Source organism: Actinoallomurus sp. NPDC052308, from assembly GCF_040679195.1.
GTDB lineage: Bacteria > Actinomycetota > Actinomycetes > Streptosporangiales > Streptosporangiaceae > Actinoallomurus > Actinoallomurus liliacearum.
Genome location: NZ_JBFAUM010000040.1, coordinates 1 through 13,420, shown reverse-complemented (window position 1 = coordinate 13,420; position 13,420 = coordinate 1). Strand labels below are relative to the sequence as shown.

General features: G+C 73.6%; 14 protein-coding genes. 10 read left to right on the top strand and 4 right to left on the bottom strand.

Features of this window, described 5'->3' with window-relative positions; all coding sequences use genetic code 11:
• The first annotated feature begins 180 nt into the window (after window positions 1-180).
• Window positions 181-1,623 carry a hemolysin family protein gene (locus AB0L00_RS42455; RefSeq protein WP_364443427.1) on the top strand — a complete coding sequence of 481 codons (1,443 nt, stop codon included), beginning with the start codon at window positions 181-183 and terminating at the stop codon, window positions 1,621-1,623.
• The gene (locus AB0L00_RS42450) at window positions 1,620-2,636 is read left to right on the top strand and encodes a hemolysin family protein (RefSeq protein ID WP_364443426.1); all 1,017 of its coding nucleotides are present in this window, start codon (window positions 1,620-1,622) and stop codon (window positions 2,634-2,636) included. Before AB0L00_RS42455 ends, AB0L00_RS42450 begins: the two co-directional genes overlap by 4 nt.
• Before the next feature lie 75 nt (window positions 2,637-2,711).
• Here the strand turns inward: AB0L00_RS42450 and AB0L00_RS42445 are convergent, their stop codons facing one another.
• A complete protein-coding gene (locus tag AB0L00_RS42445) occupies window positions 2,712-3,854 on the bottom strand; it encodes an MraY family glycosyltransferase (protein WP_364443424.1) in 1,143 nt (380 codons plus the stop codon).
• Window positions 3,855-4,161: 307 nt separating this feature from the next.
• Between AB0L00_RS42445 and AB0L00_RS42440 the strand changes: the two genes are divergently transcribed.
• Window positions 4,162-4,737, top strand: coding sequence for a hemerythrin domain-containing protein (locus AB0L00_RS42440; protein WP_364443423.1), 576 nt, complete (start codon window positions 4,162-4,164; stop codon window positions 4,735-4,737).
• A 351-nt stretch (window positions 4,738-5,088) separates the two neighbouring features.
• Here AB0L00_RS42440 and AB0L00_RS42435 read toward each other — a convergent pair whose 3' ends face one another.
• Window positions 5,089-6,015: a sensor histidine kinase gene (locus AB0L00_RS42435; protein ID WP_364443422.1), complete on the bottom strand. Its 927-nt coding sequence runs from the start codon at window positions 6,013-6,015 to the stop codon at window positions 5,089-5,091.
• Window positions 6,016-6,222: 207 nt separating this feature from the next.
• On the opposite strand from AB0L00_RS42435, the gene AB0L00_RS42430 reads away from it, so the two are divergent.
• The 6 genes from AB0L00_RS42430 to AB0L00_RS42405 all read left to right on the top strand — a co-directional run bounded on the left by AB0L00_RS42430 (window position 6,223) and on the right by AB0L00_RS42405 (window position 11,119).
• A complete protein-coding gene (locus tag AB0L00_RS42430) occupies window positions 6,223-6,609 on the top strand; it encodes a hypothetical protein (RefSeq protein WP_364443421.1) in 387 nt (128 codons plus the stop codon).
• Window positions 6,610-6,888: 279 nt separating this feature from the next.
• Window positions 6,889-7,050, top strand: a complete 162-nt coding sequence (locus tag AB0L00_RS42425) for a hypothetical protein (protein WP_345364446.1) — start codon at window positions 6,889-6,891, stop codon at window positions 7,048-7,050.
• A gap of 35 nt (window positions 7,051-7,085) precedes the next feature.
• A complete protein-coding gene (locus AB0L00_RS42420) occupies window positions 7,086-7,568 on the top strand; it encodes a TrkA C-terminal domain-containing protein (RefSeq protein ID WP_364443419.1) in 483 nt (160 codons plus the stop codon).
• Between the two features lie 6 nt (window positions 7,569-7,574).
• Window positions 7,575-8,747 (top strand): cation:proton antiporter, encoded by a 1,173-nt coding sequence (locus tag AB0L00_RS42415; RefSeq protein WP_364443418.1) that lies wholly within the window; start codon window positions 7,575-7,577, stop codon window positions 8,745-8,747.
• A 129-nt stretch (window positions 8,748-8,876) separates the two neighbouring features.
• Window positions 8,877-10,526 (top strand): phosphoglucomutase (alpha-D-glucose-1,6-bisphosphate-dependent), encoded by a 1,650-nt coding sequence (pgm, locus tag AB0L00_RS42410; protein WP_364443417.1) that lies wholly within the window; start codon window positions 8,877-8,879, stop codon window positions 10,524-10,526.
• Between the two features lie 74 nt (window positions 10,527-10,600).
• Entirely contained in the window at window positions 10,601-11,119 is a 519-nt protein-coding gene (locus AB0L00_RS42405; protein WP_364443416.1) for a hypothetical protein, read from the top strand.
• On the opposite strand, the gene AB0L00_RS42400 is transcribed toward AB0L00_RS42405, so the two are convergent.
• Both AB0L00_RS42400 and AB0L00_RS42395 read right to left on the bottom strand, forming a co-directional pair.
• A complete protein-coding gene (locus AB0L00_RS42400) occupies window positions 11,097-11,759 on the bottom strand; it encodes a TetR/AcrR family transcriptional regulator (RefSeq protein ID WP_364443415.1) in 663 nt (220 codons plus the stop codon). The genes AB0L00_RS42405 and AB0L00_RS42400 overlap by 23 nt on opposite strands.
• On the bottom strand, window positions 11,756-12,205 hold the full coding sequence (locus AB0L00_RS42395) for a helix-turn-helix domain-containing protein (protein WP_345364458.1): 450 nt from the start codon (window positions 12,203-12,205) through the stop codon (window positions 11,756-11,758). The genes AB0L00_RS42400 and AB0L00_RS42395 overlap by 4 nt, the downstream gene beginning before the upstream one ends.
• Before the next feature lie 141 nt (window positions 12,206-12,346).
• Here AB0L00_RS42395 and AB0L00_RS42390 point away from each other — a divergent pair, with 141 nt between their 5' ends.
• Window positions 12,347-13,201 (top strand): SDR family oxidoreductase, encoded by an 855-nt coding sequence (locus tag AB0L00_RS42390; protein WP_364443414.1) that lies wholly within the window; start codon window positions 12,347-12,349, stop codon window positions 13,199-13,201.
• Window positions 13,202-13,420 lie beyond the last annotated feature (219 nt).

Genomic DNA, 13,420 nt, shown 5'->3' with positions numbered 1-13,420 from the left:
GCCACGCCGGACGCGCTCCAGGAAGAGGGATAAGGAACGCGAGCGCGGGCAGGGCGTTCGGCGAGCCAGCCGGGAACACCGGGGCGGGCGCGCGTCGTTGCCGCTATACGACCGAGGAAGAGGGGGGATGTGGGTGTCCGCGACGTCGGACCCTTCCAGTCCTGAGGCGAGGGCACCGCGATGGTGAGCGCCCTCGCCGGTGTCGCCGCGATCCTGGTGCTGACGGCCGCGACCGGGTACTTCGTCGCCCAGGAGTTCGCCTTCGTCGCCGCCGACCGCGCCACGCTCGCCGCGCAGGCCGAACGCGGAGACGGAAGGGCCCGGCGGGCCCTGGACGTGACGAGCCGGCTGTCGTTCATGCTGTCCGGCGCGCAGCTGGGGATCACGGTGACCGCGCTGGTCGTCGGCTTCATCGCCGAGCCCGCCACGTCCCGGTTGATCGCCCCGCTGCTCGAGCACGCGGGCCTGTCCGGAGGCCAGGCCGACGGCGTCGCGGTCGTCGCCGGGTTCCTGCTGGCGACCGTGGTCCAGATGGTGCTCGGCGAGCTGCTGCCCAAGAACCTGTCACTGGCCCGCGCCGAGCCGGTCGCCAAGGCACTCGCCGCCTCGACCCTGGCGTACCTGACGGTGGCGGGCCCGGTGATCAGGTTCTTCGACACGGCGGCCGCCCGGCTCGTGCGGCTGTTCGGCGTGGAGCCGGTGGAGGAGCTGCACCACGGCGCGACCCTGGAGGAGCTCGGCGACATCATCGGCGAGTCCCGCCGCGCGGGCCATCTCCCGCCGGACCTGTCCGACCTGCTCCAGCGTGCGCTGACCTTCCGGGAGCGTACGGCGGCCGAGGTCATGGTGCCCCGTCCCGACGTCGTCGCCGTTCCCCGGGCCACGACCGTGGCGGAGCTGACCGACCTGGTGACCCGCGCGGGCCACACCGACTATCCGGTGTGGGGACGGGACATCGACGACGTCATCGGCGTCGTCGGGGTGCGCGAGCTGGCCGCGCTCGACGTCACGAACACGCCCGGGCCGTCCCGCAGGGACGGCGCCGGCGCCTCCCGCGCATCCGGCGCCGGCTCACCCGGCACCGGCTCCCCCGGCGGCGACCGGACCGTGGACGCGGTGATGCGCCCCGCGCTGCTCGTCCCGGACACCCTCGAACTGCAGGCGGTCACGGCCCGGATGCGCGAGGCGGGTCAGGAGTTCGCCGCCGTCGTCGACGAGTACGGGGGCCTGGCCGGGATCCTCACGTTCGAGGACATCGCCGAGGAGCTCGTCGGCGAGATCGCCGACGAGAACGACGCGGCCGAGGCGGATCCCACCCGTGGCGAGGGCGTCTGGGTGCTGAACGCCGGCATCCGGATCGCGCAGGTCCGGGACCTCACGGGACTGGCACTGCCCGTCGACGCCGCGTACGACAGCCTCAGCGGGCTCGTCATGACACGGCTGCACCGCCTGCCGCGAGCGGGTGACCGGATCGAGGTCGAGCTCGACCCCGAGTACGGCCCGCCGGGGCACGCCGCGATCGAGGTCCTCGCCGTCCGCCGGCGCGTGGCCCGGACCGTGCGGCTGCACGCGCTTCCCCTCGCCACCGCCGCGACCGGAGAGTCCCGAGGGGCGTTCTCGTGAACCCGCTGACCTCCGCCCTGGTCACGCTCCTGCTCCTGGCCGGCAACGCCTTCTTCGTCGCCTCGGAGTTCGCCCTCGTCGCCGCGAAACGCCCGCGCCTGGAGCGGGCGGCGGCGCGCGGCGGCACCGCCGCGCGGGCCGCCGTCGCCGGGATCGACGAGCTGTCGCTGATGCTGGCCGGGGCGCAACTGGGCATCACCATGTGCTCGCTGGGGCTCGGAGTCGTCACCGAACCGGCCTTCGAGGGCCTGCTGGACGCGCCGCTGGCGGCCGTCGGCGCCCCGGCGGCCGTCGGGCACGCCGTGGCGTTCACCCTGGCGCTGGGCGTGGTGACCTTCCTGCACATGGTGGCCGGGGAGATGGCGCCGAAGTCCTGGGCGATCGCCCACCCCGAACGCTCGGCCCTGCTCCTCGCGATCCCGTTCCGCGGGTTCGCCCGGCTGTCGCGCCCACTCCTGACCGTCCTCAACGGGATCACCAACGGTCTGCTCCGGCTCTGTGGCGTAGGGCCACGCGCGGAGGCGGAGGCACCGGCCGACCCGCAGCGGCTGTCCCACCTGATCGGCGAGTCGCGCCGCTTGGGGTTGATCGACAACGCCGAGCACGACCTGCTGGGCCGGGCCATCACCACCCGGAACGCGGGCATCGACCACCTGGTCGTGCCCGCCGAGCGGGTCACCGCGGTCCCCGCCGACGCCGACCCGGAGGAGATCAGGAGGGCCGCCGCGGCGAGCGGGCACACCCGGCTGCTCGTCCGGGACGGCCGCGCCCGCATCCACGGGCTCCTGCACGTACGGGACGCCCTCCCCCACGGCGCCGACGGCCGGACCGCCGGCGAAATGACCTACCCGGTCCCGTCCCTTCCCCCGGACACGACGGTGCTGGCCGCGGTCAGCACGCTGCGGCGGGCCCGCGCGCAGCTCGCGCTCGTCGCGACGCCGGAGAATCCGTTCATCGGCATCGTCAGCCTCGACGACCTGCTCAGCGAGCTCCTCGCCGGCAACCCGCACTGAGCCGGCCGCCACGACGGACGGCCTCCGGCGGCCGCGGCGACCCGCCCGGCGAACTCCTCATCGGCGGTGGCTCGCTCATCTTCGCCACTCGTCGAGGTGCAGGACCGATCCCCGGTCCGACGTCGGCACGTTCCGCGGCGGGAGATCGCCGTGCCGCGGCTCGGGCGCGGGCCGGACCGTCAACGGCAGGACGTCGGCGGTGGCCGGTTCCTCGGCCGGCGCGGCCGCGTACACCGGAACCTTGATCAACAGGAGGACCAGCGCGGCGGCCCCGGTGGCGGCCGCCGCCAGGGTGAGGACGCCGGGCAGCCGTGCGGCGGCGACGCCCACGCCGAAGAGCCCGGCGAGGCCCGCGGCGGCGCACAGGGTCAGGGCGACCTGCGGAACGGTGAGTCCCATCGCCCGCAGCCGGTGCGCCGCGTGGTCGGTGCCGGCGGTGAAGCAGGACAGACCCGCGCGCGGGCGCGCGATGACGACGACCAAGGTGTCCACGGTGGCGACGAAGGTGAACAGGAGAAGCTCGGCGAGCCTGGCGGTCGCGCCGCCCGGAACCCGGACCAGCACGGCCGCGGCCGCCAGGAGGAAGCCGATGAACAGCGAGCCGGCGTCGCCCATGAACATCCGCGCGGGCGCCCAGTTGTGCACGAGGAACCCCAGGCAGCCGGCGGACAGCGTGATCAGCAGCAGCGCCAGGCCGCGCTGGCCCTCGAGGTAGGCCGCGCCGGCGATGAGGCAGCCGCCCGCGACGGCCACCGTCGCGGCCGTCCCGTCCATGTTGTCCAGGAGGTTGAAGGAGTTGGCGAGCACCACGATCCACGCGACCGTCACCACGGGGTCCAGCCAGTGCCCGAAGACGCCGATGCGTCCCCCGGCCAGGACGACCGCCGTGGCGGCGACGACCTCCACGACCAGCCGGAACACCGGGTGCGTCGGTCTGAGGTCGTCGAGCAGCCCGACCAGCGCGACGACGACGGCGGCCACGACGAGGACCGTGATCCTCCGGTCCCAGTAGGGGATCGACACCGTTCCCGCCGCCAGGGCGGCCACCGCGATCGCGACGCCGCCCAGGTACGGGGTCGGCCGGTCATGGGCCTTGCGGACGCCCGGCCGGTCGACGATCCCGCGCCGCAGCGCGTACCGGCTCAGTCCGGCGCTCAGCATGTCGGCCAGCAGAAGCGCGGCGAGGGCCGCGCCCGCCGCCGTCAGCCACGGAGCCACGGCCGCCCGCTCTCGACCTGCCTGATCGTGCCGGGCATGGCGCCCCTCCCGAGTCGGACGACGGCCCCGCGGACGGATGCCACCGTCCGTGACCACTCCGGGAATCAGGCTAGAGATCGTCGATCAAAACCAGGGTCGCGTCGGCCACATGATCCGAGAAAGTCGGCCGGGCCGGCCGCTTCCCGACGAGTCCCGTACCGGCCCTCGCGCGTTCGCCGGACGGCCGGGCGGCGCGTTTAACCAGGTCGGCACCGGAAATGTCGCAATAGGCACATACGGGGAGACACAGGGGGGAAGGTACCGCGAGATGACTCAGCGACCTGAGACGATGCCGGAGAAGGACGCGGTCGATCTGCTGATCCACCAGCACGAGGAGATCCGCCGCCTCTTCGAAGAGGTCGACCGGAGCACGGGCCACGCCCGCGAGGACGCGTTCGAGAAGCTCTGCCGGTTCCTGGCGGTGCACGAGACGGCCGAAGAGGAGGTCGTGCACCCCTTGGCCCGCCGGGTCATCCCCGACGGCGACCGGATCATCGACGCCCGGCTGGAGGAGGAGAACGAGGGCAAGCGCGTCCTGCAGGCCCTGGAGAAGATGGGCACCTCGGCGGCCGGCTTCGAACCGCTGTTCGCCGAGTTCCGCAAGTCCGTCCTCGAGCACGCCGAGCGCGAGGAGCACGAGGAGTTCACCCGGTTGCGCGAGATGGGCGGCACCGAGCTTCGCGGACTCGCCGCGGCGATCAAGGCCGCCGAGGCCATGGCGCCGACGCACCCGCACCCGGGCGTGGAGTCCGCCGCCAAGAACATCCTCATCGGCACGTTCGCCTCCGCCGCCGACCGGACACGGGACGTGGTCCGGAAGGCGCTCGGCCGCGACCGGAAGTGACATGACGCCGCCGCTGGGCGGTGCACCCCAGATTCGGCGGAATAGGCGCGCTAAACGATTGTTTACCATTTGCGCTCTTGACGCTACCCAGCGTCACCGGCACAGTTGAAGAGACCGCGCATTGCGGTCGATTCGGAATGCGATGGCGCATTTATCGCCAGTCACCTGACTCGGTCTTCACGCGAGGGACCGGGTCGGACCGGCGATCCCGGCTCAGGCGAATCCGGGAGGGCGATCGGGAGACGATCCCGATCGCCCATCACGGCAGGGGCGTGCCCCTGCGCGCGGCCGGCCGACGGATGCGCCCGCGGGGATGGTCCGGCCGTGCGGCGGTCCCTCGAGGCTGCGGGCTCAGCGGTCCAGGGCGAAGTGGGCCTGGACGCGGGTGCCCTCGGCGGCGCGGGAGATGCGGACCAGGTCGGCGACCTGATTGACCAGCAGGAGGCCGCGCCCGCCATGGGCGTTGGGGCCCACCGGCCGCCGCCCGGCCAGCGGGTCGGCGAGCCGGCCGGAGTCGCTGACCTCGCACACGACGTGCCCCGGCCGGGACCACACCCGCAGCGTGCCGCCACCGCCGCCGTGCACGATGGAGTTGGCGGCCAGCTCGTTGACCGCGAGCTCGAGATCGAGCAGCCGGTCGCCGCCCAGACCGCGCAGGGCCGCCTCCGCCATGGCGAAGGTGCGTACCTCGCCCAGGCCGTCCGCGCCGAACTCGAGGGCCACCGTGTCCACGGGCTCCGGGCCCAGGTCGTTGTACACCTCGATGACCTTCTCTGGATCGAAGTCGGGACTGACGCGCTCGACGCCGCGCTCGATGAGGGCCGGGTGGGTCAGGGCCGCGTCCGCCAGCGTCCGCCGGTCGAGCTCCGCCGCGTCGTACGGGCACAGGATCGTCACCGCGCGCCCGGCGAAGGCCACGTTGATCAGGGCCTCGTGCTGGGCGCAGGCGGGATACTCCGTCGCCGAGCGGCCGCGCCAGATGGGCTCGCCGATGATCCGCACCCGCCGTCCGGGGTACGCGTCGACGAAACGCCGCAGAACACCGGGGATGATCCGGCCCGGGTTCCGTCCGGCCACGCTCATGTCGACGAAGCGCACCAGCCCGGCCGCGGCGCCCAGCCGCGCGCGCAGCAGCGCCAGCCGGCGCCCCGGAACGGCGATCGCCACCGGCTCGCCGACCTCGAGGCCGCTCCGCACGAAGGGCAGTGTCCCGGCGAGGTACTCCCGTTCGCCGTGGTACAGCAGCGCAGGGTGGGAGAAGAGGGCGGGGGCGCTCATCCCGGTCCACCTCGCTCGTCGGCCACTGAGGAACACTACCGTGAGGTTACGTCCGAACGACCAGGATAAGGCGACCTTCACACCGCTCAGCGATCTGGTCGTCACGCTCCATCCTCCCCCGCTGCGCGCGGACCCGTGACCACGGCCGCACCGGCGGTTTGCCGGTAGGGTCGAGGTGACGTGAATCGTCTCGGCCAGGTGGGGAGGGTGACGGTGTCCGGTGAGCGGGCGCGCCGGCGGGTTCCGGCGATCCTCGTCTCACTGCTGCTGTTGCTCGGCATCGGCGGCGGGCTCGGCGCCGCCGCCTCCTCCCAGGGCGCCGATCGCCTGACCGCCGCGGTGGCGGCGACCGCGCCGTCCGCGGGCGCGATCCCGGCGGCCGAGCACGGCCGGCATCTGCCCCGGCTCGACGAGCACCGGCAGGTCGGCAAGACGCCGCTGCGGGCCGTCGGCCCCGAGGGCATCTCGACCTCGGCGGGACTGCCCGTCTGGTGGCGAGGGCCGCACCGCACCTCCTCCCGTACGCCGGCGGGCGACCGGTCGACGCGGCGCGGCCGGGCGCCTCCGCGCCTTCTCCCGTACGCGTCGGCGTAGCCGGACGGTCGCGAACCGCGCCACCGGTCGTCGGCGCGCGTACCCGGGTGTCCACTGCCCCGGAACACGGACGTGCCCTGCCGCATGACGACTCGCGTGGCCGGATGTCCGCCTCCCGGAACGCGGAAGTGTCCCGCCGCTTCCCGGAACGCGGGTGTGTCCCGCCGCGTGACGGCGCGTCCGTTCCCGACCGTGCCCTGTCCGCGGGAGGCGTGCGCGTGCCGCCGTCCCGTGGGCCGCCGGTGTCCGACGCCGGCGCCCTGACGTGGAGAAACGACCGTGACCTACCTCTTCCTCGCCATCGCCGTCCTCGTGGGCGGCGGGGTGCTCCTGATCGCCTCGATGTTCCGCCGCGACAACGCGCGGCTCGGTCTGCCGGCGCTGGCCGTGCTGATCACCGCGAACGTGCTGGCGATGGTCTACGCGGCCTTCGACCAGTGACCCCCACTCCGATCGACGAGCCTGAGAGGACTCCCGTGGAGATCGAACGCTGCTCCCTGCCCGGAATCGGCCTGCAACACGTGTTCACGACCGAGCGCGGCCGACGTGTCGGGATCGTCTCCCACCACAGCGGCCGGCGCGACGTGGTCGTCTTCGACCAGGACGACCCCGACAGCGCGGCCACGACGATCGTGCTGACCTCCGAGGAGGCCGGGGCGGTCGCCGAACTCATCGGCACCGCCCGCGTCGTCGAACGCCTGGCCGAACTGCACCGCCACGTCGAGGGCCTGGTCAGCCGGCAGGTCCCGATCGTCGCCGGCTCGCCGTACGACGGGCGGCCGCTCGGCGACACCCGCGCCCGCACCCGTACGGGCGCGTCCATCGTGGCCGTCGTCCGCGGCGGCGGCGTGGTCGCCAGCCCGCGCCCGGACTTCGTCTTCCAGACGGGCGACATCGTCCTCGTGGTCGGCACCGCCGACGGCACCGCGGCGGTCGCCGCGCTGCTCGGCACGCGGTAGCCGCCCATGCATTCGACGACCCAACTGATCGAACTCGGCGCCATCATCCTGGGCCTCGGCCTGCTCGGCGCGGTCGCGGTCCGGTTCTCCGTCTCGCCGATCCCGCTGTACCTCCTGGCCGGGCTGGCGTTCGGATCCGGTGGCGTCCTCCCGCTCACGACCAGCGAGGACTTCGTCTCGGTCGGCGCCGAGGTGGGCGTGATCCTGCTGTTGTTCACCCTCGGCCTGGAGTACACGGCCGACGAACTGGTGACCACGATGCGGACCTCGGCTCCGGTCGGCCTGTCCGACCTGGCGCTGAACGCCGTGCCGGGCGTCGCCACCGCTCTCCTGCTCGGCTGGGGTCCGGTCGCGGCGGTGGCGCTGGGCGGCATCACGTACGTCACCTCCTCCGGGATCACCGCGAAGGTGATGGGCGACCTGGGCCGGCTCGGGAACCGCGAGACTCCCAGCGTGCTGTCCGTGCTGGTCTTCGAGGACCTGACCATGGCCGCGTACCTGCCGATCCTCACGGCGCTGCTGGCCGGGGCCGGGCTGCTCGGCGGTCTGTTCGCCCTCCTGGCCGCCGCGGTCACCATCGGCCTGATCCTGTTCGTCGCGCTGCGCCACGGCGACGTCGTGCAGCGCTTCGTGGCCAGCCCCAGCCGTGAGGTGCTCCTGCTGAAGGTTCTCGGTCTCACCGTCCTGGTGGCCGGGCTCGCCCAGCAGCTGCAGGTGTCGGCCGCCGTGGGGGCGTTCCTCGTCGGCATCGCGCTGTCCGGTCCGCTCGCGCACGACGCCCGGCAGTTGCTCAGTCCGCTCCGGGACCTGTTCGCGGCGGTGTTCTTCGTTTTCTTCGGCCTGCACACCGACCCTGCGGACCTGCCGCCGGTGGCCGGCATCGCGGCTCTGCTGGCGGTCGTCGGCGTGGTGACCAAGCTCGCCACCGGGTGGGTGGCGGCCCGCCGGGCGGGAGTGGGGCCGGCGGGCCGGCTGCGGGCCGGGACCGCGCTCGTCCCCCGTGGGGAGTTCAGCATCGTCGTCGCGGGCCTGGCGGTCGGCGCGGGCACGAACCCGCGCCTCGGGCCACTCGCCGCTGCGTACGTCCTGATCCTCGCGGTCGCCGGGCCGCTGCTGGCCCGGAGCGCCGACTCCCTCGGCCGTGCCGTCGCCACGGCCGGCGGCGGACGCCGGGCATGACCCCCGATCCGGCGGCACGCCGCGGCCGGTTCGCTCGCCGTAGGGCGGATCGAGTACCTCTCCCGCGCTGGGACAGACTGGCGTAAGGAATCGAACGTCGACGGCCCGTGAGGGCCGAAGGAGCATCCGATGGCGCATGAGCGTGCGGGGCGGCCCGCGCAGCCGGAAGACCTGGTGGACGTCGCGCGACTGGTGACGGCCTACTACGCGTACCAGCCCGACCCCGCGCGGGTCGAGCAGCGCGTGGCCTTCGGCACGTCGGGGCATCGCGGATCGGCGCTGAACACCGCCTTCAACGAGGCGCACATCCTGGCGACCAGCCAGGCCATCTGCGAGTACCGCGCGGACCAGGGGGTCGACGGTCCGCTGTTCCTGGGGATCGACACGCACGCCCTGTCGGAGCCCGCGCGGGTGTCGGCGCTGGAGGTCTTCGCCGCCAACGGCGTACGGGTCCTGATCGACAGCCGGGACGGCTACACGCCGACGCCGGCCGTCTCGCACGCCATCCTCACCTACAACCGCGGTCGCGAGTCCGGTCTCGCGGACGGCGTGGTCGTCACGCCCTCGCACAACCCGCCCGCCGACGGCGGTTTCAAGTACAACCCGCCGTCCGGCGGTCCGGCCGACACCGACGCGACCTCGTGGATCCAGGACCGGGCGAACGCGCTGATCGCCGAGGACCTGAAAGAGGTCAAGCGCATCCCGTACGCCCGCGCGCTCGCGGCGGACACGACCGGCCGCTACGACTTCCTCGGCGCGTACGTGGACGACCTGCCCTCCGTCCTCGACCTGGACGCCGTCCGCGAGGCGGGCGTACGGATCGGCGCGGACCCGCTCGGCGGCGCGAGTGTGGCGTACTGGGGCGAGATCGCCGACCGCCACCGGCTCGACCTCACCGTCGTCAACCCGCACACCGACCCGACCTGGCGGTTCATGACGCTGGACTGGGACGGCAAGATCCGGATGGACTGCTCGTCGCCGTACGCGATGGCGTCGCTCATCGCGCGCAAGGACGAGTTCGCGGTCTCCACGGGCAACGACGCGGACGCCGACCGGCACGGCATCGTCACGCCGGACGGCGGCCTGATGAACCCCAACCACTTCCTCGCGGCCGCCATCTCCTACCTGTACGCCCACCGGCCCGAGTGGCCCGGTGACGCGGGAGTGGGCAAGACCCTCGTCAGCAGCAGCATGATCGACAGGGTCGCGGCCGGACTCGGCCGCCGTCTCGTGGAGGTCCCGGTCGGGTTCAAGTGGTTCGTGCCCGGTCTGCTGGACGGCTCGCTCGGGTTCGGCGGCGAGGAGAGCGCGGGCGCCTCGTTCCTGCGCCGCGACGGCTCGGTGTGGACCACCGACAAGGACGGCATCCTCCTCGCCCTGCTGGCCTCGGAGATCACCGCGGTCACCGGCCGCTCCCCCAGCGAGAACCACGCCGCGCTGGTCGCGCGGTACGGCGACCCCGCGTACGCGCGCGTCGACGCGCCCGCGTCCCGCGCGGAGAAGGCGGTCCTCAAGAAGCTGTCCGCCGAGCAGATCACCGCGGACACGCTCGCCGGTGAGCCGATCACCGCGGTGCTCACCGAGGCCCCGGGCAACGGCGCGCCGTTGGGCGGCGTGAAGGTCTGCACCGAGAACGCCTGGTTCGCCGCCCGGCCGTCCGGCACCGAAGACGTGTACAAGATCTACGCCGAGTCCTTCCAGGGCCCGGACCACCTCGCCCGCGTCCAGGAGGAGGCCCGCGACCTGGTCAACGCCACGCTCGCCGCGGCCGGCTCCTGACCCGCCTCCGTCGCCCCGCGCGTACGCCCGCGCCGTGACGCCCCGGTCGGGGCGTCACGGCGCAGAATGAACGTATGAGCGAGTCATCGACCGCGCACGGGGACAACCCGACACTGCCCGCGCTGCGGCGGCACTTCGAGGACCTGCGGGACGGCACCCACGGTGGCGTGGAGGCGCGGGCGGACAAGGAGGAGCGGTTCGCCGACACGGTCGTGCTGCTCGCCCAGTACGCCCGCCGGGTGCTGACCGAGATCGACGAGGGCCTGTTGCAGGGGACGGGGCTGATCGACGAGAGCGGACTGCGGCGGACCGAGGACGGCGGGCTGACCGCCTCATGGACCCTGTCCTGGCCGGAGCAGCGCGCGGCGGGCGTCCGCCCGATCACGCTGAACGCCCACTTCGAGCGAGGTTTCCACCATCCGCACCTGCGCGGCGCGACGGTGGGCGAATGGCCGCTCAACGTCTTCACCGACGAGCAGGCCGCCGCGGAGGTGGGCACGCTGCGCGCCATCGCGGCGGCGGACCTGCACAACCTCGTCTTCCAGCGCGACTACCGGCTGGTGCCCGCGATCACCCGTCCGGACGGCGGCTGATCGCCGCGCCGCCGGGAGATCGGTCCGGGACCGGACCCCGCCGCCGCACCAGGGGCAGGTACACCTCATCGACGATCTCGATGAGGACGTCGTCGGGTGCGGTCGGGACCCCGCGCACGACGAACTCGTTGCGCAGCAGGACGATGGCCACGGTGGCGACCCGTGGATGAAGGGCCTCGGGGCCCGCCTCACCGCGTGCGACCGCGCGTCCGAGGATGGTCAGCCAGGGGGCGGCGACGGCGTCACCGGACTGGTCCTGCAGCTGCGCCAGGACCTCCGACGCTCCGCCCGCCGCGGCGAGCAGCTCCCGCAGGATCGCGCCGAGGGGAGAGCTCCAGTGGCGGTTCGCCCGGCGGAGGTACTCCAGGGCGTCGCCGCGCAGGCCACCGGTGTCGGGGATGGCGGCCGTCGTGGTCAGCCGCCGGTAGGCGGCGATGCCGAGCGCGAGACGGTTCGGCCAGCGGCGGTAGATGGCGTTCTTGTTCGTGCCGGCCCGCGCGGCGACCTTGTCCATGGTCAACCCGGCGTATCCGGACTCGGTGAGCTCGTCCACCGCGGCGCCCAGGATCGCCTCTTCCAGTGCGGCGCCGCGGCGCCGCGTCCGCCCGGCGCCCGGCCGCGTCATCGGACTCTCCGTCATGGCCCCTTCTCGTCGGCCTTCGCCTCGTCGTAGCGCGCCCGGGCCGCCGTGACCTCGGGCATGCTGGCCTCCAGCCACTCGATGACGCCCAGGAGGCGTTCGGCGGCCTGGCGGCCGAGCGGGGTGAGGCTGTACTCCACGCGCGGTGGGATGGTCGGCTCGGCCTTCCTGAGCACGAAGCCGTCGCGTTCGAGCGCCTGGAGGGTCTGCGCGAGCATCTTCTCGCTCACGCCGTCGACCCGGCGGCGCAGCGCGTTGAACCGGTACGTGCCCTCGCTCAACGCGCCCAGCGCGAGGATCCCCCAGCGCCCGGTGATGTGCCCGAGCGCCTCGCGGGAGGTGCACCGGCCGGCGAACACGTCGAAGACGACGTCGCCGTAGGCGTCGCGGACCGCTTCGCCGTCGCAGGCCGGGGTCGGCGATCCGTTGGTCGCGCGGCTGTCCATGGCGTCAGCATACTTCTCCACCGCACTACCCATTGATCGTGTACTCACTCTTAGATTGCACTGTCGAAAAGTTAGTACTACGGTCGGCGTGTGCTCACCTCGGGGCGCTGCCGCCGAGGCCGTTCGAAGCTGGAGACTCTTATGATCATCGTTACCGGCGCCACCGGCCAGCTCGGCCGTCTGGTGATCGACGGGCTGCTGGAGAAGGTGCCCGCGGACCAGGTGGTGGCCGCCGTGCGCAGCCCGGAGAAGGCCGCCGACCTCGGCGCGCGCGGCGTGCAGGTCCGGGAGGCCGACTACGACCGTCCCGAGACGCTGCGGCCCGCGTTCGAGGGCGGGACCCGGCTCCTGCTCATCTCCGGCAGCGAGGTCGGGCGGCGTGTACCGCAACACGCCGCGGCGATCCAGGCGGCCCAGGGCGCCGGCATCCCGCACGTCGTCTACACCAGCGCGCCGCACGCGGACACGTCGGTCCTCGGACTGGCCGCCGAGCACAAGGCGACCGAGGAGATCATCCGTGAGACGGGGCTGACGTACACGCTCCTGCGCAACAACTGGTACAGCGAGATATACGTTCCGGCGATCGTCCACGCCGTCGAGACCGGCGCCGTCATCGGCGGCGCCGGCGACGGCCGGATCGGCAGCGCCACCCGCGCGGACTACGCGGCGGCGGCGGTCGCCGTGCTGACGGGGACGGGTCACGACAACCGGATCTACGAACTCGCCGGGGACGTCGCGTGGACCCTCGGCGACCTCGCCGGGGAGATCTCCCGGGCGTCCGGCAAGGAGATCGTGTACCGGAACGTGTCCGCGGAGGAGCACCGCGCGGCCCTGGTCGCGGGGGGCGTGCCCGACGCGTTCGCCGACGTGCTCGTCGACGTCGACCGCGGCATCGCGGCCGGGGCGCTGGCCGACACGCCGGGCGACCTGAAGGCGCTCATCGGCCGGCCGACCACCCCGATCGCCGACACCGTCGCGGCGGCGCTCGCCGGCTGAGGTCCCGGCGCTCCGCCGCCCGAACCGTCTCGTCACCCGCGGCGTTCCGGACCCCGGCCCCCCGGGTGGCCGGCCGCCGCGCGCGGCGGCGGGCCACCCGGACCCGGAGTGGCGGGGCTCCGGGCGCGGGGGGGGGCCACGTGCGCGCGCGCGCCCCGCCGCGCGCGGGGTGGGCGGGGGGACCCCGAGTGGGTGGGGGCCACCGGGTGGGGGCGGGGC

Coding starts and splice junctions, on each gene's coding strand:
- AB0L00_RS42455 (WP_364443427.1), top strand. CDS start 181: ATGGTGAGCGCCCTCGCCGGTGTCGCCGCGATCCTGGTGCTGACGGCC.
- AB0L00_RS42440 (WP_364443423.1), top strand. CDS start 4,162: ATGACTCAGCGACCTGAGACGATGCCGGAGAAGGACGCGGTCGATCTG.
- AB0L00_RS42435 (WP_364443422.1), bottom strand. CDS start 6,015: ATGAGCGCCCCCGCCCTCTTCTCCCACCCTGCGCTGCTGTACCACGGC.
- AB0L00_RS42415 (WP_364443418.1), top strand. CDS start 7,575: ATGCATTCGACGACCCAACTGATCGAACTCGGCGCCATCATCCTGGGC.
- pgm (WP_364443417.1), top strand. CDS start 8,877: ATGGCGCATGAGCGTGCGGGGCGGCCCGCGCAGCCGGAAGACCTGGTG.
- AB0L00_RS42405 (WP_364443416.1), top strand. CDS start 10,601: ATGAGCGAGTCATCGACCGCGCACGGGGACAACCCGACACTGCCCGCG.
- AB0L00_RS42400 (WP_364443415.1), bottom strand. CDS start 11,759: ATGACGGAGAGTCCGATGACGCGGCCGGGCGCCGGGCGGACGCGGCGC.
- AB0L00_RS42395 (WP_345364458.1), bottom strand. CDS start 12,205: ATGGACAGCCGCGCGACCAACGGATCGCCGACCCCGGCCTGCGACGGC.
- AB0L00_RS42390 (WP_364443414.1), top strand. CDS start 12,347: ATGATCATCGTTACCGGCGCCACCGGCCAGCTCGGCCGTCTGGTGATC.